This is a genomic window from Citrobacter sp. RHBSTW-01013, from assembly GCF_013781985.1.
Taxonomy (GTDB): Bacteria; Pseudomonadota; Gammaproteobacteria; order Enterobacterales; family Enterobacteriaceae; genus Citrobacter; species Citrobacter braakii.
On record NZ_CP056185.1, the window covers coordinates 3,740,309 to 3,758,463 of the forward strand.

Consider the following 18,155-nt stretch of genomic DNA (forward strand, 5'->3'; position numbering starts at 1 on the left):
TTATGTCATTAGAGAACGCCCCAGATGAAGTCAAACTGGCCGTCGATTTGATTGTCCTGCTTGAAGAGAATCAGATGGAGCCTGAAACAGTTCTGAAAGCACTGGAGATTGTGAAGCAGGATTACGAGAAGAAACTACTCTCTTTATCTAAAAAAGAGCTGTAACTGAAAACCTGATGGCTTTGCACTTATCAGGCCTACGAATGAATCGAAGCTCGCAGGCCTGATGATTATTTCTGTTAACCTACCGAAGGCGTCGGATCGTCACCTTTAATGATGTCACGTTTAACCTCGGTCACGGTGTCACCTTTCGCGTTATGCAGATGAACTTCGAGCTGGTTAAAGGCGATATCAATGTCATTTTCACGGCACAAACGATCGACCGCCCGGTTAAGTTCATCAACCGTGTGGCTACGATCGCGCAATTCACGCACGTATAAACGCAGCTCATGATCCAGCGTGCTGGCGCCGAAGGCAGTAAAGAACACTGCAGGCTCCGGATCGTGCATCACTTTCGGGTGTTCTGTCGCCGCCTGCAACAGCACCTTCTTCACTTTGTCCAGATCCGAACCATAGGCCACGCCAATGCGGATCACCAGACGCGTGGTGGTATCGGAGAGCGACCAGTTGATCAAACGCTCCGTCACGAATGCTTTGTTCGGGATGATCACCTCTTTACGATCGAAGTCAGTAATGGTGGTGGCACGGATACGAATCTTGCTGACCGTTCCGGAGAACGTACCGATGGTCACGGTATCGCCGATGCGTACCGGGCGTTCAAACAGAATAATCAGACCGGAAACAAAGTTACCGAAAATTTCCTGCAAGCCGAAACCAAGACCAACCGAGAGAGCAGCGGCCAGCCACTGTAGCTTATCCCACGAAACGCCGAGCGATCCGAAGACCGTCATCGCACCGATGGCGATGATGGCGTAATTCAGGATCGTGGTGATCGCATAAGAAGCCCCCTGGCGCATCTTCAGTCGCGAGAGCACCAGCACTTCCAGCAGGCCGGGTAAGTTGCGGATCAGCGCCCACGCGACCATTGACGCAATAATCGCAAACAACAGGCTGCCCATGGTGACGTCTTTCACCACTGCCGCACCCGCTTCGGTGCCGTTGTAATGCCAGAGCGTTATGCTGTCGAGATAGCTGAACACGGTTATCAAATCAGACCAAATGGCCCAGAACAGAACACCAAACAGGGCAACCATCACCAGCATGGTTATACGCAGCGTTTGCTGGTTAACCTGTTCCAGCGCAATAGTCGGTTCTTCCTGCGGCTCTGCGCCTTCGGCCCCTTCTTTCACCAGGTTCTGACGACGCGCTAACGCACGACGCCAGGCGATACGGCGAGCCGCTACGCTCAACCCTCGCAGTACCGTCTGGTACAGCAGATTCCAGAGGATAACCAGATAGACCGTTTCAATCCAGCGGCCCGCCAGGCGCAGCGTGGTGTAGAAATACCCTGTCGCCGTCAGCACCATTAATGCAATCGGAATAATAGACAGCACGGTAATAGTGACCAGACGCAGACCATGCGACTCTTTGTCACGCCAGCTTTCGCGGCACATTGGCCATACCAGGAAGGCGATCAGCAGCAGGTTGAGGAAAATGACCACCTGGCCAAGCACATCGTCCATCAAATTAAGCGGCGACAGCTCAGCAATGACCGACCAGAAGTTAAGCGGCAACAGCGCAAGGCTAATACGCACAATCTGGCGACGCCAGTGGCTGGTCTGCTTCGCTGGCATGCCAAAATGACGTATCGCCACGCCATCTTTTTCCAGCACCTTCCAGCACAGACCAAACACCAGCCAGAAGATGGTCATCTTCTTACTGAACGCCCACAGCAGGTCGCTAATATTCAGTTGCATAGTCAGCAGAATCAGACCCACCGCGAGGATAATCAGACACGCCGGCAAGGCTCTGATGAGATCGATCAGAATCGCTTTTGGCGTATTAAGCTGACTGTCATTGCGCAGGTTCCCCACCGCGGCGGCTAATTTTGCCTGATAATCCTTCAGCCACTTCAAACGCCAGCGGATTAACCCGGCGATAAGCAGCAGCGGCAGCCCTGCCAGGAACGCAATAAACACGGCGGGCCAGGCTTTTTCCCAGTTCACCGTGATTTTCATCGACTTAAACTGGTCTTTTAGGGTTTGCGGGAAGGCTTTGATCCAGTCCCAGTCCATCGGACGGTTACTGTTAACCCAGAAGATTTGTTGCGTGAGGATCTCTTTCAGGTTTTTCGACACGCTCATTAACTGCTGCTGGTTGATTTGCAGATTAATCGCCATCATCAACTGGTTGCCCAGCTGCTTATTTAGCTGATCCAACAGTTCACGACGCATATCCACGACCTGCAGCAGGGCATCATGGACTTCAGGGTTAACGTCGTTGCTGTGTCCTTCTTCCAGTTTGGCGACAAACGCATCATTCTGGAACAACGTATCGCGCTGCTGGTTGACTTCGAACTGCTCCAGACGCAAATCGGCGATCCGGTTGGTCATATCGGCAAGCTCATCCGCCGACGGCAGCGTTTGTTGTTGCTGATATAAAATGCGCGACAGCAGCAGACTGCCTTTCAGAACGGCGATCTGCTCTTTAATGTTGCGTTCGGATTGCAGCGCGCGGTCAAGCCAGTTTTTGACCTTGATATTTTGCTGCATCAGGCTGTTGCCGTTTTCAGTCGCGGCAATCAGGCGCTGGCTGAGCTGATGGTTAACATCAAGTTCCTGCTTCACTAACGGATTGGACTGAATACGCTCGGCTTCGTCCGGCGTTACCGCTTCCTGTGCCGTCTTTTCGGTTAACGTCAGTCGTTTGCTGTTCACCGCCTCTTGCAGGAGCTGGAGCTGGTGTTCAAGGCGGTTACTGTGCGCCGTCACATAATCGCGTTGTTTTTGCAGGGTATCCTGCAAAACGGTATTCCCTTCGAGGCTCTTACGCTGCTGGTCGATCTGCGCGTTCAGCAACGCTTGCTGCGCCTGCAGCAGCACCTGCTGGCTGGGGCGTAAAGCCGCCTCTCCCACAGTGGTGCCATCGAGTCGATTGCGGATTTGCTGCATCTGTTGCGACGCGGTGTACATCGCATTTTGTACACGCTCTGGCTGTGTCTGCAGCGATACCAGTTGGCTGTTGTAAGCGGCCAGATCGTTTTGCGAGCTTTGCAGGTCATCCAGGACCTGCGACACGCGCGACTCAAGCTGTCGTAAGGAGAGCGTACTCAGCGTTTTTCGCGTTTCATCGTCATTATCGACATCGCTAAGCGAATTTAGCGCATCCGTCGCCTGACGCATTTTCTCCGGCGCCTGGGCAACTTTTTGCCGAAGCTGTACGGTTTCATCCTTCACACGATCGATTTTATCCAGCGTGGCAATGGTATCGATGAGATCCTGTTGAACCAGCTTATCCTGTGCGGAGAGATCTTTTTGTTTATTCAGCGTGTCTAACTGGCTCTGAATATCCGCTTTCGTCGGCAGTTCACCACTCTGTTGCGCCCGCGCAAATGCAGATGACTGGCAGGATAGCAAAAGAATGAAGAAAAGAATGGTAATAGCAATAAGATGCTGTGAACGTTTATAGAGCTGCAACATAGTCATGAGAATGAAGGTTTCTGAACCGGAAAAGTGACCGAAAATAGTCAAGCGGCAAGAATATCACGGCTGTGACCGGCAGAATAGCAGGAGGCAAAATGACCTGGAGAATTCCTGGTACAGACCCAGAGAGTTAACAGGTTTCCGTTACGTTAACCCGCAAGGTTGGGCAGAGAAGACACATCTCAAGCAGCACGGCGACGTATTCCCGTGCCTCTTTTTTCAGATCAAAAGATTCAGGGGCAAATAACCAGTTCTCGATAATTCCGGTAACATAACTACGCAGCAGCACCGCCACGCGACGCGTGTTCAGATTTTCCGGTAGCATGTTGGCGTTCATGCAGTGCCGCAATGTTTGTTCGATACGGTCGTAATTTTCAATACACAGACTGCGTTGAGCTAGCTGAACTGAGGCCATTTCCCCGACAAATTCGCATTTGTGGAATATAATTTCCAACAATAAACGTCGGCGTTCTTCTGTCACGGTAGCTTCAAGAACGTAAATTAAAATTTCTCTTAATACTGATAGTGGATCGTCGGGGAATTTTGCCTGATACTCAGTCTCTAACTCATCAATGTTAGGTTTTGCTAGCTCCCAGATTTCACTGAATAAATCCGATTTGTTTTTGAAATGCCAATAGATTGCGCCGCGCGTGACACCAGCGGCTGCTGCGATCCCCGCAAGCGAGGTGGATGATACCCCTTGTTGCGAAAACAAACGCAGAGCAACATCGAGAATGTGCTGTCGAGTTTCCTGTGCTTGTTGTTTGGTTTTTCGTGCCATAGGTCAGTGAATTTACAGGCGTTAGATTTACATACATTTGTGAATGTATGTACCATAGCACGACGATAATATAAACGCAGCAATGGGTTTATGGGCTTTCAGCCATTGATCAATTTGAAATCGGACACTCGAGGTTTACATATGAACAAAAACAGAGGGTTAACGCCTCTGGCAGTCGTTCTGATGCTCTCAGGCAGCTTAGCGCTAACAGGATGTGACGACAAACAGGCCCAACAAGGGGGCCAGCAGATGCCAGAGGTTGGAGTTGTTACGCTCAAAACTGAACCTCTACAGATAACAACCGAACTCCCGGGTCGCACCAGTGCGTATCGCATTGCAGAAGTTCGTCCTCAGGTTAGCGGTATTATCCTGAAGCGTAATTTCACGGAAGGTGGTGACATCGAAGCGGGTGTATCTCTCTATCAGATTGATCCTGCTACTTACCAGGCCGCTTATGAAAGCGCAAAAGGCGATCTGGCAAAAGCACAAGCCGCAGCAAATATCGCTCAACTGACGGTCAAACGTTATCAGAAACTGTTGGGTACTAAGTACATCAGTCAACAGGATTACGATAGTGCACTGGCAGACGCACAGCAGGCGAACGCCTCCGTTGTCGCCGCGAAAGCCGCGGTAGAAACTGCACGCATCAATCTGGCTTATACCAAAGTGACGTCGCCGATCAGCGGCCGCATTGGTAAATCATCCGTTACTGAAGGCGCTCTGGTGCAAAACGGTCAGGCAACCGCACTGGCAACCGTTCAGCAGTTGGATCCCATCTATGTGGACGTGACGCAGTCAAGCAACGATTTCCTGCGCCTGAAACAAGAGTTGGCCAACGGCACGCTGAAGCAAGAAAACGGTAAAGCGAAAGTCGAACTGGTGACCAATGACGGCATTAAATTCCCGCAGTCCGGTACGCTGGAATTTTCTGATGTCACGGTAGATCAAACCACCGGGTCGATTACGTTACGCGCAATCTTCCCTAACCCGGATCACACCTTACTGCCGGGTATGTTCGTCCGTGCTCGTCTGGAAGAAGGGACTAACCCAACTGCATTACTGGTTCCACAGCAAGGCGTTACCCGCACACCGCGTGGCGATGCCAGTGCATTGGTTATCGGTGCAGACAACAAAGTTGAAACCCGTCAAATTGTTGCCGCACAAGCGATTGGCGACAAATGGTTAGTCACTGATGGACTTAAACCGGGCGACCGCGTGATTGTCACTGGGCTGCAAAAAGTACGTCCTGGCGCGCAGGTAAAAGCGCAGGAAATCACCGCTGATAACAACCAGCAAGCTGCAAGCGGTAGCCAGCCTGAACAGTCCAAGTCTTAACTTAAACAGGAGCCGTTAAGACATGCCTAATTTCTTTATCGATCGCCCAATATTTGCGTGGGTGATCGCCATTATCATCATGTTGGCAGGGGGGCTCGCGATCCTCAAATTGCCGGTAGCGCAATATCCGACTATTGCACCGCCAGCAGTGACGATCTCCGCGACCTACCCTGGCGCTGATGCCAAAACAGTACAGGATACTGTTACGCAGGTTATCGAACAGAATATGAACGGTATCGATAACCTGATGTACATGTCCTCAAACAGTGACTCCACGGGTACCGTGCAGATCACGCTTACCTTTCAGTCTGGTACTGATGCGGATATCGCGCAGGTACAGGTGCAGAACAAACTGCAGCTGGCAATGCCGCTTCTACCGCAGGAAGTACAACAACAGGGTGTGAGCGTTGAGAAATCATCCAGTAGCTTCCTGATGGTTGTCGGCGTAATCAACACCAACGGCACCATGACGCAGGAGGATATTTCCGACTACGTGGGCGCCAACATGAAGGACGCCATCAGCCGTACTTCAGGTGTGGGTGATGTTCAGCTGTTCGGTTCCCAGTACGCGATGCGCATCTGGATGGATCCGAACAAACTGAATAACTTCCAGCTGACGCCGGTTGATGTGATCAGCGCCATCAAAGCGCAGAACGCCCAGGTTGCAGCCGGTCAGTTAGGCGGTACGCCGCCGGTGAAAGGCCAGCAGCTTAACGCTTCGATCATCGCGCAAACCCGTCTAACCTCCGCCGATGAGTTCAGCAAAATTCTGCTGAAAGTGAATCAGGACGGTTCCCAGGTGCGTCTGCGTGACGTAGCGAAAGTTGAACTGGGTGGTGAGAACTACGACATCATTGCGAAGTTCAACGGTAAACCGGCATCCGGTCTGGGTATCAAGCTGGCGACAGGCGCTAACGCCCTGGACACCGCAAACGCTATCCGCGATGAACTGAAGAAGATGGAACCGTTCTTCCCGTCAGGTCTGAAGATCGTTTACCCGTATGACACCACGCCGTTCGTGAAAATCTCTATTCACGAAGTAGTGAAAACGCTGGCGGAAGCCATCATCCTCGTGTTCCTGGTAATGTATCTGTTCCTGCAGAACTTCCGCGCGACGCTGATTCCGACTATCGCCGTGCCGGTGGTGCTGTTGGGTACGTTTGCCGTCCTTGCGATTTTCGGCTTCTCGATAAACACGCTGACGATGTTCGGGATGGTGCTCGCCATCGGCCTGTTGGTGGATGACGCCATCGTTGTGGTCGAGAACGTTGAACGTGTAATGGCTGAGGAAGGGCTACCGCCGAAGGAAGCAACACGTAAATCGATGGGCCAGATTCAGGGCGCACTGGTTGGTATCGCTATGGTGCTGTCAGCGGTATTTATTCCGATGGCCTTCTTCGGGGGGTCTACCGGTGCAATTTACCGTCAGTTCTCCATCACCATTGTTTCGGCGATGGCGTTATCAGTCCTGGTGGCATTGATTCTGACCCCTGCCCTGTGTGCGACCATGCTCAAACCGGTTGCTAAAGGCGATCACGGAGAAGGCAAAAAAGGTTTCTTCGGCTGGTTTAACCGCATGTTCGATAAGAGCACGCACCATTACACCGACAGCGTGGGCGGAATTCTGCGCAGCACCGGTCGTTATCTGGCGCTGTATCTGATCATCGTCGTGGGTATGGCCTATCTGTTTGTTCGTCTGCCAAGCTCGTTCCTGCCGGATGAAGACCAGGGGGTATTCCTGTCAATGGCTCAGTTGCCAGCGGGTGCAACGCAAGAGCGTACCCAGAAGGTGCTGGACGAAATGACGGATTACTATCTGACCAAAGAAAAAGCGAACGTTGAATCGGTGTTTGCCGTTAACGGCTTCGGTTTTGCAGGACGTGGTCAGAACACCGGTATCGCGTTCGTGTCTCTGAAAGACTGGAGTGAACGTCCAGGCGAGGAGAACAAGGTTGAGGCAATTACTCAACGTGCGATGGGGGCATTCTCGCAGATTAAAGACGCGATGGTCTTCGCTTTTAACCTGCCAGCGATTGTGGAATTAGGGACCGCGACCGGTTTCGACTTCCAGCTGATTGACCAGGCAGGTTTAGGTCATGAGAAGCTAACCCAGGCGCGTAACCAGCTGTTTGGTGAAGTTGCGAAACATCCTGATCTGTTAGTCGGCGTACGTCCTAACGGTCTGGAAGATACGCCACAGTTCAAGATCGATATCGATCAGGAAAAAGCGCAGGCTCTGGGTGTATCCATTAGTGATATTAATACAACGCTGGGTGCAGCATGGGGCGGAAGCTACGTAAATGACTTCATCGACCGTGGCCGTGTGAAGAAAGTTTACATCATGTCTGAAGCGAAATACCGTATGTTGCCGGAAGATATTGGAAACTGGTATGTCCGCGGCAGCGATGGACAGATGGTACCGTTCTCCGCCTTCTCTACCTCACGTTGGGAATATGGTTCACCGCGTCTGGAACGCTATAACGGTCTGCCTTCCATGGAAATCTTAGGCCAGGCCGCACCGGGTAAAAGTACCGGTGAAGCTATGGCAATGATGGAGGAACTGGCCAGCAAACTGCCATCCGGTATCGGCTATGACTGGACCGGTATGTCCTACCAGGAACGACTGTCCGGCAACCAGGCCCCTGCTCTGTATGCCATTTCACTGATTGTCGTATTCCTGTGTCTGGCGGCATTGTACGAGAGCTGGTCAATTCCGTTCTCCGTCATGCTGGTGGTACCGTTAGGTGTTATCGGTGCATTGCTGGCGGCAACGTTCCGCGGCCTGACCAACGACGTTTACTTCCAGGTAGGCCTGCTCACAACCATTGGGTTGTCGGCGAAGAACGCGATACTTATCGTCGAATTCGCCAAAGACTTGATGGATAAAGAGGGTAAAGGTCTGATAGAGGCGACGCTGGATGCGGTCCGCATGCGTTTACGTCCGATCCTGATGACATCGCTGGCCTTTATTCTGGGCGTAATGCCGCTGGTTATCAGCTCCGGCGCAGGCTCCGGCGCGCAGAACGCCGTTGGTACTGGCGTAATGGGCGGGATGGTGACGGCAACCGTGTTGGCTATCTTCTTTGTTCCGGTGTTCTTTGTGGTGGTACGCCGCCGCTTTAGCCGCAAAAGTGAAGATCTTGAGCATAGCCACTCAGTAGACCATCATTGATAGATCTCTAAAGATAAGGCCGCGCAAGCGGCCTTTTTTCTGGAAAAATCATAAAAATCACTTATTGCTATTTCGTTTATTTTCTCCAGGGTAAATAAGCGATATAATCCCTGTAGCCTTAAAGGCTATTCTTAAAAATCATTGAGAGTTCTTATTTACTTTAATAAATATTAAGATTATTCCTGGTAAGCGGTTCACATTGTCGATTGTTACCTTTCGTTGCTAAACCTAATCAAGATAACTCGATGATTGCCCGAAGAATAAAGAAATTGTCCGATTCCGAATAACCGCATTTATCTGTTAAAATGTAAAAATGACCTGACATCATAAGTTTGCATAATTGTAATTTTTCGTGATATGACGATGAAATCTTTTTTAGACTAGATTATAGTTAAATCATCAGGAGTCGCGGGCAAGTTCCAGGTAGTCTGTTGTATCCATCCCGAAGGTGTTCGGTTAGTTTAAGCCACGAAGAAGGGGATGCGTTATGGATGAATACTCACCCAAAAGACATGATATCGCGCAGCTTAAATTTCTCTGCGAAACCCTGTATCATGACTGTCTTGCAAACCTTGAACAAAGTAACCATGGCTGGGTTAATGACCCTACCTCTGCCACCAGCTTGCAGCTCAATGAACTGATAGAGCATATTGCAACCTTCGCACTTAATTATAAAATTAAGTACAATGAGGACAATAAGCTGGTCGCGCAGATAGATGAATACCTGGATGACACTTTTATGTTGTTCAGCAGTTATGGTATTAATACGCAGGATCTGCAGAAATGGCGGAAGTCAGGTAATCGACTGTTTCGCTGTTTTGTCAATGCCACCAGGGCTAATCCTGTTAGTTTGTCTTGTTAAAAATTATTACAATCATAGGTAAGATTTATGTCCGATAAACCATTAACTAAAACTGATTATTTGATGCGCCTGCGACGTTGTCAGACAATTGACACACTTGAGCGCGTTATTGAAAAAAATAAATATGAATTGTCCGACAACGAACTGGCTGTATTTTACTCAGCAGCAGATCACCGCCTTGCTGAATTGACTATGAATAAGCTCTACGACAAGATTCCAACTTCTGTTTGGAAATTCATTCGCTAATTGCTCACGGGTTAAGTCAGGTATAGCGGTACATTTGTCTGGCTGACCATTTTCGTATTTACAATGGTTATTTAAATCAAATCACGTGACTACGATCACAACGAAGAAATGGGAACGTTCCCCTTGTTTGCATTGCGTTTTACTGTGTTGAAATGACCTCCAGTACACAGGAAATTCGTAATGAGTAATGAAAAGCAAAAAATGATCGCCGGTGAACTTTATCGCCCGGCGGATGAAACATTGCGCCACGACCGACTACGCGCTCGTCAGTTGACCCATCGCTACAATCTCACCGCTCCCGATGAAAAAAATGCGCGACAAGCCATCCTGCATGAGCTGTTGGGCCAGAGCGAAGGGGCTTACATTGAACCCTCTTTTCGTTGTGATTACGGCTATAACATTTATCTCGGTAAAGAATTTTACGCCAACTTCGACTGCGTTATGCTCGACGTCTGCCCGATCCATATTGGCGACAACTGCATGTTAGCCCCAGGAGTCCATATTTATACCGCCACCCACCCGCTGGATGCCACCGAGCGAAACAGAGGCATGGAGCTCGGCAAACCCGTGACTATTGGCAACAACGTCTGGATAGGTGGACGCGCAGTGATAAACCCTGGCGTAACGTTGGGTGATAACGTGGTTGTGGCCTCAGGCGCGGTGGTCACGAAAAGCGTTCCGGCAAACTGCGTGGTTGGGGGCAATCCCGCCAGGATTATCAAAACGCTGTGATCTTAAATGTAACTGTTATGCTAAATTGTGGTTAATCTGTTACTTTCTTCACAAGGTATCCCCTTTTAAAATAGGGCGATCGCATCTGAATATCGCAGACACCACAAAGGCAAGAGATGACAGAAATACAGCGCCTGCTTACCGAAACCATCGACGACTTAAATATTCGCGAAAAGCGCGACAACAAACCGCGCTTTAGCATCAGCTTTATTCGCAAACATCCCGGCTTGTTCATCGGCATGTATGTTGCGTGGTTTGCCACGCTGGCGGTGATGCTGCAGTCAGAAACGTTAGTCGATTCAGTATGGCTGCTGGTGGTTCTGTTCGTCATACTCAACGCGTTTTTCTTTTTCGACGTTGCGCCGCGATACCGCTTTGAAGATATCGACGTACTGGATTTCAGAGTTTGCTATAACGGGGAATGGTATAACACGCGCTTTGTCCCCCCTTCACTCATCGATACCATCCTGCACTCACCTTCCGTCGATAGCGAACATAAAGCGCAGCTGCAAAAGATGATATCGCGTAAGGGTGAACTCTCGTTTTACGATGTCTTTACGCTAACCCGTCCCCAGACCAGCCAGTAACCACATCTCAACGCAGATAAAAAAAGTGCGTCCCGATGAAGGAAACGCACTTTAATCCCTGAAATGTTGGTAAAGAAACTAACGTCTTTTTTTACGCCCCTGAACAGCTTTAAAGCGCGGATTCGTTTTGCAGATTACGTACAAACGCCCTTTGCGTTTCACTATCTGGCAGTCAGGATGACGCTGTTTTGCACTACGAAGTGAATTGAGTACCTGCATCTTAACCTCGCTTAGTGCCAATAAAATGACCAAAACGTTTCTGGAAACGTGCTGCACTGCCTTCGTTATCAAAGGTTTTTTGTTTCCCGGTATAGTACGGATGCGATTTGGAAGAGATATCCAGGGTCACGTACGGGTACATTTTCCCCTCAAACTCAATCTCACGTTCCGTTTTAATGGTCGAGCCGACCTTAAAAAATTCATTGGCGCTGGTATCGTGAAACACCACAGTACGGTAAAAAGGATGAATATCCGGCTTCATGGCAACCTCGATTTGTTACGTTATAACATAACCATCAAAATACACCACTCTTGTATAAATCACAACCTGGTTTACGCGATTAAGAGTTAAACGGGATGATAAGTGGCCGTAAATATATGATGCCAATCGAATAGCTTTTTCGGCTTTCGGATATACTTTCCCTACGCTGTGTTAATAAGGATATCACTGTGATAACACGACATCTGATAAGCCTGGTGACTGGGGTGCTGTTTCTTTCCATCCTCGCGCCCGTAGGTTTAAGCCTGTGGCTGGCGCATCGTCAGGTCGAAACGAAATTTATCGATGAACTCGATATGTTCTCAACCCGAGTCGCATTACGTACGGAACGCGTAGGTGAACAGGCCAAAAAAGCGTTGCGCCATATTGAAGCTTTTCAGGGTGAACCTTGTAGTGAAGAGCATCTGCTTGAAATGCGTCGTTTGTCATATAGCTATCGCTATATTCAGGAAGTGCTGTACCTCAAAGATAACGTTCCACAATGCTCATCCCTGGAAAAAAGAAGCCGGGCAGCCGCGTTTCCTCCAGCAATGAAAATCACGCCCGATGGCTACCACGCATGGTTGACCATGCAAAACGATTTGGGCATCAAGCGTTTTATGGCGGCATTAGGTAGCAAACATTACGTCGTGATGATCGATCCCGGTTCTTTTATTGATGTCATCCCGTTTGGCTCATGGCCGATTGAAGTCGCTATCATTGGTACCGCGCGTAACACGGTGGTAGCCAGTAGCACCGATCTGCCACCGGATGTTTTACAACATGTGCAACTAGAGCATTCGATTACCCATCTGCAGAAAGACGGCAGTATTTATAACGCCCGCCCCTTCCCCGAACTGGGCATTACGGTTGTAACCTGGGCATCCACTGTACCTTTGCAAAAGAGCTGGCACCGACAAGCGCTAATCTGGCTGCCGGCAGGGATCCTTCTCGGCTTACTCACCGCAGCCTTTATTCTGCGTATTTTGCGCCGTTTGCAGTCCCCTCATCACCAGTTGCAGGACGCTATCCAGCATCGGGATATCAAGGTCTACTACCAGCCGATTATCTCGCTCAAAACGGGGAAAGTGGTCGGGGCAGAGGCGCTGGCTCGCTGGCCACAGGCCGACGGGAGCTATCTGTCGCCTGAGATTTTCGTCGCACTGGCGCAAGAGACCGGGCTTTCAGAGCCGCTCACCCGTTTGATTATTGAAAGCGTATTTGACGATTTAGGAAAATGGCTGCGTCAATATCCCCACCAGCATATATCCATTAACCTTGAGTCAGCCGATCTGACCTCCGAAACACTTCCTGCTCTGTTAAGCCAGAAGGTGAACCACTGGCAACTTAAGCCTGCACAAATCGCGCTGGAACTGACCGAACGCGAATTTGCCGACCCAAAAAACAGCGCGCCGTTTATTGCTAAATACCGACAGGCAGGCCATTCGATCTATATTGATGACTTTGGTACCGGCTATTCAAGTCTTAGCTATTTGCAGGATCTGGATGTGGATATCTTGAAGATCGACAAATCGTTCGTCGATGCGCTGGAGTACAACACGTCACGCCGCATATCATCGAGATCGCGAAAACGCTGAAGCTGGAGATGGTGGCAGAAGGTATTGAAACCGAGAATCAGGAAGCCTGGCTACGCCAGCACGGCGTGCAGTACGGTCAGGGCTGGCTCTACAGTAAAGCGCTGCCGAAAGCGGAATTTATTCTGTGGGCAGAAAAACGGCTTTAGCATGGCTGTTGATGGTGAGATGGCTGGCGGCACGCCGCACAGCCAGTCACATCACTCTTCCATAATGGGCGCAAATCCACCGTAGATCATTCGCTTGCCATCAAATGGCATAGATTCACCGAATTCCTTCATACGGGGATCGGACATCATCTTCTGATTCGCCGCATCGCGGACCTCTTTGGAAGGGTATTCAATCCAGCTGAATACCACTTCTTCATGATCCTGCGCTTTCACAGCCATGCGAAAATCGGTCAGTTTGCCGTCGGGGACATCATCTGCCCAGCACTCCACCACGCGCAATGCACCGAACTCCTTGAAAAGCGGAGCTGCTTTTGCCGCCATCGCAATGTACGCCTCCTTGTTTTCAGCGGGTACGGCAACCACAAAGCCATCAACATACTTCATGAGAAAAACCTCCGAAGTGTACTGCGCGGCAAGCCGATTCCGGCCGCGTCAGTCGAGGTTAAGTTTAGTCGCCAGCAGGCGATCGTGCCCCAGGCGCATTCCTGATACGAATACGCGCCTGCGGCTGATGGCAAAACCATGGCAGGCAAATTTGAATCAGCGGCCCAATAGCCAGTGCATACAGCACCGTTCCAAACCCAACGGTTCCCCCCAGCAGCCAACCAATAAGCAACACGGACACTTCGATTGCGGTTCGAATTCGTCGTACTGGCCAGCCGGTACGCGCGTGAATTCCAGTCATCAGACCGTCACGCGGGCCCGCGCCAAAACCGGCACCAATGTACAGAGCGGTTGCTAACGCATTCAGTATCACCGCTGACACCAGCAGCCCGCTGCGCGCCAGCAGGGATTCAAATCCCGGAATCACCAGCAGCGCGACATCTGCCGCCAGCCCAATCATAATCACGTTGCTCAACGTGCCAAACCCTGGGCGCTGGCGTAGCGGTATCCACGCCAGAAGCACCAACACACCCACGGCAATAATCACCACGCCGATATTCATCGACAGTAAATTTGCCACCCCCAGGTGGAACACGTTCCACGGATCGGCCCCTAAATCGGCACGGACAAACATCGCCGTCGACACACCGTACAGCGTCAGCCCGATAAACAGCTGAAGTAAACGACGCAGCATGTTCTTCCCCTCTTACTCTCAGATAACTTTCATCTTCACCGCAATTGGCACTATGATTAATGTCCAGTTTTCAAAAAGTGGACTGCTATGTCATCTCGCCGTTACGGAAGCCAGTCTTTGCAACGCCTGCTCGGACACTGGCAGGAAAGTCCCTCGCGAACGCCCATCTGGCGACAGTTGGCAGAAGCGTTACGTTTGCTGATCCTCGATGGGCGACTGGCGCTGGATAGCCGCTTGCCCGGTGAGCGCGAGCTCGCTGCCGTTCTGCAAGTCAGCCGAACCACCGTCGCCAGCGCCATGGCACAACTGCGTGAGGAGGGATATCTGGAAAGCCGACATGGTAGCGGTTCACGGGTGATCCTGCCGGAGCACATTCGCCATGTGCCAACGCGGACCAGCACTGGAACAGCGCTTGATTTGTCCACGGCAGCGCTGAGTGCCGGTCCTGAAATTCATCAGGCTTACCAGCAGGCACTGTTCGCAATGCCGCAGCATCTGCTGAGCTCCGGGTATCTACCGCAGGGACTGTCGGTTTTGCGTGAATCCATCGCCCGGCATTATTGCGAACGCGGACTCCCGACGCAGCCCGACGAAATAATGGTCGTGAACGGCGCGGTCAGCGGTCTGGCACTGATCCTGCGTTTACTCACCGGCCCCGGCGATCGCGTAGTGGTAGATCACCCCACTTATCCGCTGGCCATTGCAGCAATACAAGGGGCGTCATGTCGCCCCGTCGGCGTGTCGCTGCCCGAGCACGGTTGGGATACGGCGGGTCTGGTCGCCACCATCGCGCAAACTGCACCGAGAATGGCCTATCTGATGCCGGATTTTCACAACCCGACCGGGCGCTGTATGGACACCGCTACTCGCCAGGTCGTGGCGGATATTGCAGAAAGAACCCACACGACGTTGGTGGTCGATGAGACCATGGTGAACCTGTGGTATGACGCCCCACCGCCACCGCCGCTTGCCGCATTCAATCGCGATGCCCCGATCATCCTGCTCGGTTCAGCAGGGAAAAGCTTTTGGGGCGGATTACGTCTGGGCTGGATTCGGGCGTCGGCGCGTACCATTGCCGCGCTGGTCCAAACCCGCGACACCTTCGATTTGGGCTCCCCGGTGCTTGAACAACTCGCCACCAGTTGGCTGCTGGATAACGCCGAGGACTTTCTTCCTGACAGAAGACGCCGACTCACATCACAGCGAGACCTGTGCTCGCGCCTGATGAACTCACATTTTCCGGAATGGCAATTTACCCAGCCACAAGGAGGACTCTCTTTCTGGGTTGAACTGCCTGATACGCTGGCGACGCTCTTTGCCACGCGCGCCGAAAGTGCAGGCATTCAGTTGGGAACCGGTACGCGGTTCGGCCTTGATGGCGCATTCGACCGATTTTTGCGTATGCCCTTCACGTTGCCGGATGACACAGCATGTGCCGCCTTCAGAGTGTTGCAACCTATTTGGGATAGCCTGCGTTTGCAGGCCAGCGGCGGGAAAATGCGTAAAATAATCTAAACGACGAGTTAAAGGACCCGCTCTTGAATGCCGTGATGGACGAGGAGGTCCTGGCAATACTACCGCTGAGGAGGAACCGGAAAACCCTTCAGGGAAATCACGAAATTCTCACCGTCTTTCTTAATTTTTGCCCCGGCATCACACCAGTCGGAGGCAATACGGAAGAACTCATCGCTACCGACATTCCAGCTCAGACGAACGTGTTTCACATAACCGGAGCGCAGCATTTCACAGGCTTCGCCATAATTGCAGGCGGTTGAGAGCGATTGTTGTTTCATTTTTTCTTCTTCAGTAATCTTCGCAATGCTTTGATTTCTTTAGGAGTCAGTGCGTCAACTACGGATTCTTCCGTATGCTGGCTATCGATATCCTCAGCGGAGACTCCCACCTCTTCAATGGCGGAAAACGCGATTAGTAGCAGTTTTTCCGTGGCGATACTCAAATTTTCATTATGCACTTCAGCATAATGGCGAAGCTTTTCTTTTAGCGCCTCATCAACTTTGACATTCAATACAGCGGTCGACATCGTAGAAAATCCTTGTGGTCAGCCACAACACACCGGATGTAAGACCATGTCATTACAGCGCAATGGCGGCGGCAAAAGCTCAAATAACATCCCCAAAACACAGTGACAGTATTTGATGACAATAAAATGACGATACGATGACAAAGAAAAGAAGATAAACAAAAGAGAAACTGCCGGACGGCTGAAATGGGTGGGGGCCCTGCCAGCTACATCCCGGCACACACGTCATCTGCCTTGGCTGCTTCCTTCCGGACCTGACCTGGTAAACAGAGTAGTGTTGCGGGAGAACCAACAGAGCCCCCATTGAGAGCGTTGTTAACCAACGCGCAGGCGCATTATCACTGCTGCACCCTGTAATTGCAACCCATCCAGCATCGGATGCTGTTTTCTTGTGCAATGCGGCTTCACTCCTTCGCCATTCAGCATTATGCTGGAGGATTAGCGCAGGAATAAATGATGGATATACAGGACTCTTTCCCCCAACGCGTCTGGCAAATCGTCGCTTCAATCCCCGAAGGTTTCGTCACCACGTATGGCGATGTTGCCCGGCTTGCGGGATCGCCGCGTGCTGCGCGTCAGGTAGGCGGCGTGCTTAAGCGTCTCCCCGAAGGCAGTACCCTGCCCTGGCATCGGGTGGTCAATCGCCACGGAGCCATTTCGCTGACGGGTCCCGACCTGCAACGACAACGTCAGGCGTTGCTGGCAGAAGGAATTGTGGTTTCAGGAAGCGGACAGATCGATTTACAGCGCTATCGCTGGGTGTACTAACCCTCTCCAGGCGGAGAGGGTTACAACGACCTTAGTACTGCGTGGGAGCCGGAACCGCAGATGACGGATTCACCTGGGTTGGTGACGTTGACGGAACCGTGGTAGTAGCCCCACCGCTCGCCTGAACCGGTACTGCTGTTTGCTGTACAGGGACCAACGTCAGGTCAGCTTTAGTCCCACCCTGATTGATGACCGTCTGAACGGTATCAGTAATAAAGACCAGTTTATCATTTACCGTAATAGCCGCACTCAACAGAATACGGGCGTTAGGTTGAATATCTGCCGGGTTGAACGGTAATACAAAGCTGAATGGCGCTTGTTTACCTTCAGTACGAACCGCTTTTTGCGACAGCACTTTTGACGGCGCATCGGCCAGTGAAGCATCTGACAGCGTAACGGTTAGCACCGCATCGGGTGGCAAGGCCACTTTCTGACGGATCCATACTGTACCGGAGACATTTGGCTGCTGAATTTTAGACTGTGTGTCAGAAATTGACGTATTAGGGCTTGGCGCAGGTGTCTGAATATCAGCGCTTTTATCGGCACAGGCCGCCAGAGCGACTGCAACCGCTAAACCACTTACCATGTGCACGAGTTTCATTAAATTCTCCTTATCATCTATGCACCAGCGAGAACTTTCCTCGCCAGAAGAGTGGTTAACAAAAACATAACGTGACTAAGTGTGGCACAGGACAGCTATTTTTGCCTG

The 18,155-nt window shown here is 51.1% G+C and carries 17 protein-coding genes, 1 other RNA gene and 2 pseudogenes; 10 read left to right on the forward strand and 10 right to left on the reverse strand.

The annotated features are described in order from the left end of the window. Positions 1 to 2 precede the first annotated feature (2 nt). Positions 3 to 164: a pleiotropic regulatory protein RsmS gene (gene rsmS / locus HV350_RS18055; protein WP_016155875.1), complete on the forward strand. Its 162-nt coding sequence runs from the start codon at positions 3 to 5 to the stop codon at positions 162 to 164. Positions 165 to 238: 74 nt separating this feature from the next. Here rsmS and mscK read toward each other — a convergent pair whose 3' ends face one another. Both mscK and acrR read right to left on the reverse strand, forming a co-directional pair. Continuing rightward, positions 239 to 3,604: a mechanosensitive channel MscK gene (gene mscK, locus HV350_RS18060; RefSeq protein WP_016152076.1), complete on the reverse strand. Its 3,366-nt coding sequence runs from the start codon at positions 3,602 to 3,604 to the stop codon at positions 239 to 241. A gap of 127 nt (positions 3,605 to 3,731) precedes the next feature. Further along, on the reverse strand, positions 3,732 to 4,382 hold the full coding sequence (acrR, locus tag HV350_RS18065; protein ID WP_181629070.1) for a multidrug efflux transporter transcriptional repressor AcrR: 651 nt from the start codon (positions 4,380 to 4,382) through the stop codon (positions 3,732 to 3,734). A gap of 141 nt (positions 4,383 to 4,523) precedes the next feature. Between acrR and acrA the strand changes: the two genes are divergently transcribed. From acrA to HV350_RS18095, 6 genes are all read left to right on the forward strand, one after another. Continuing rightward, on the forward strand, positions 4,524 to 5,717 hold the full coding sequence (gene acrA, locus HV350_RS18070; protein ID WP_016152074.1) for a multidrug efflux RND transporter periplasmic adaptor subunit AcrA: 1,194 nt from the start codon (positions 4,524 to 4,526) through the stop codon (positions 5,715 to 5,717). A gap of 22 nt (positions 5,718 to 5,739) precedes the next feature. Next, entirely contained in the window at positions 5,740 to 8,889 is a 3,150-nt protein-coding gene (gene acrB / locus HV350_RS18075) for an efflux RND transporter permease AcrB (protein WP_016152073.1), read from the forward strand. 487 nt (positions 8,890 to 9,376) lie between these two features. Then, positions 9,377 to 9,751: an Hha toxicity modulator TomB gene (gene tomB, locus HV350_RS18080; RefSeq protein ID WP_019076175.1), complete on the forward strand. Its 375-nt coding sequence runs from the start codon at positions 9,377 to 9,379 to the stop codon at positions 9,749 to 9,751. Positions 9,752 to 9,778: 27 nt separating this feature from the next. Next, positions 9,779 to 9,997: an HHA domain-containing protein gene (locus HV350_RS18085; protein WP_002892050.1), complete on the forward strand. Its 219-nt coding sequence runs from the start codon at positions 9,779 to 9,781 to the stop codon at positions 9,995 to 9,997. A 180-nt stretch (positions 9,998 to 10,177) separates the two neighbouring features. Beyond that, on the forward strand, positions 10,178 to 10,729 hold the full coding sequence (gene maa, locus HV350_RS18090; RefSeq protein WP_181629072.1) for a maltose O-acetyltransferase: 552 nt from the start codon (positions 10,178 to 10,180) through the stop codon (positions 10,727 to 10,729). Between the two features lie 116 nt (positions 10,730 to 10,845). Beyond that, on the forward strand, positions 10,846 to 11,316 hold the full coding sequence (locus HV350_RS18095; protein WP_016152071.1) for a YlaC family protein: 471 nt from the start codon (positions 10,846 to 10,848) through the stop codon (positions 11,314 to 11,316). Between the two features lie 78 nt (positions 11,317 to 11,394). On the opposite strand, the gene ykgO is transcribed toward HV350_RS18095, so the two are convergent. Beyond that, the gene (gene ykgO, locus HV350_RS18100; RefSeq protein ID WP_005125190.1) at positions 11,395 to 11,535 is read right to left on the reverse strand and encodes a type B 50S ribosomal protein L36; all 141 of its coding nucleotides are present in this window, start codon (positions 11,533 to 11,535) and stop codon (positions 11,395 to 11,397) included. A gap of 1 nt (position 11,536) precedes the next feature. Continuing rightward, positions 11,537 to 11,797 (reverse strand): type B 50S ribosomal protein L31, encoded by a 261-nt coding sequence (locus HV350_RS18105; protein WP_016152070.1) that lies wholly within the window; start codon positions 11,795 to 11,797, stop codon positions 11,537 to 11,539. 188 nt (positions 11,798 to 11,985) lie between these two features. On the opposite strand from HV350_RS18105, the pseudogene HV350_RS18110 reads away from it, so the two are divergent. Then, positions 11,986 to 13,538, forward strand: a pseudogene (locus tag HV350_RS18110) (EAL domain-containing protein). A gap of 51 nt (positions 13,539 to 13,589) precedes the next feature. Here the strand turns inward: HV350_RS18110 and HV350_RS18115 are convergent. Both HV350_RS18115 and HV350_RS18120 read right to left on the reverse strand, forming a co-directional pair. Next, entirely contained in the window at positions 13,590 to 13,943 is a 354-nt protein-coding gene (locus HV350_RS18115) for a DUF1428 family protein (protein ID WP_003831033.1), read from the reverse strand. 64 nt (positions 13,944 to 14,007) lie between these two features. Beyond that, entirely contained in the window at positions 14,008 to 14,637 is a 630-nt protein-coding gene (locus tag HV350_RS18120) for a membrane protein (protein WP_016155872.1), read from the reverse strand. A gap of 87 nt (positions 14,638 to 14,724) precedes the next feature. Here HV350_RS18120 and HV350_RS18125 point away from each other — a divergent pair, with 87 nt between their 5' ends. Then, positions 14,725 to 16,152 (forward strand): PLP-dependent aminotransferase family protein, encoded by a 1,428-nt coding sequence (locus HV350_RS18125; protein WP_047501908.1) that lies wholly within the window; start codon positions 14,725 to 14,727, stop codon positions 16,150 to 16,152. 59 nt (positions 16,153 to 16,211) lie between these two features. Here the strand turns inward: HV350_RS18125 and HV350_RS18130 are convergent, their stop codons facing one another. The 3 genes from HV350_RS18130 to ffs form a co-directional block, all read right to left on the reverse strand. Beyond that, positions 16,212 to 16,430, reverse strand: a complete 219-nt coding sequence (locus tag HV350_RS18130) for a hypothetical protein (RefSeq protein WP_016152066.1) — start codon at positions 16,428 to 16,430, stop codon at positions 16,212 to 16,214. Continuing rightward, entirely contained in the window at positions 16,427 to 16,678 is a 252-nt protein-coding gene (locus tag HV350_RS18135; protein WP_016152065.1) for a hypothetical protein, read from the reverse strand. The genes HV350_RS18130 and HV350_RS18135 overlap by 4 nt, the downstream gene beginning before the upstream one ends. A gap of 197 nt (positions 16,679 to 16,875) precedes the next feature. Next, positions 16,876 to 16,972, reverse strand: an RNA gene (ffs, locus tag HV350_RS18140) — signal recognition particle sRNA small type. Between the two features lie 150 nt (positions 16,973 to 17,122). Between ffs and HV350_RS18145 the strand changes: the two are divergent. Beyond that, positions 17,123 to 17,446, forward strand: a pseudogene (locus tag HV350_RS18145) (MGMT family protein); the annotation flags it as partial. A gap of 31 nt (positions 17,447 to 17,477) precedes the next feature. Here the strand turns inward: HV350_RS18145 and HV350_RS18150 are convergent. Then, on the reverse strand, positions 17,478 to 18,047 hold the full coding sequence (locus tag HV350_RS18150; protein WP_016152063.1) for a YbaY family lipoprotein: 570 nt from the start codon (positions 18,045 to 18,047) through the stop codon (positions 17,478 to 17,480). Between the last annotated feature and the right edge of the window lie 108 nt (positions 18,048 to 18,155).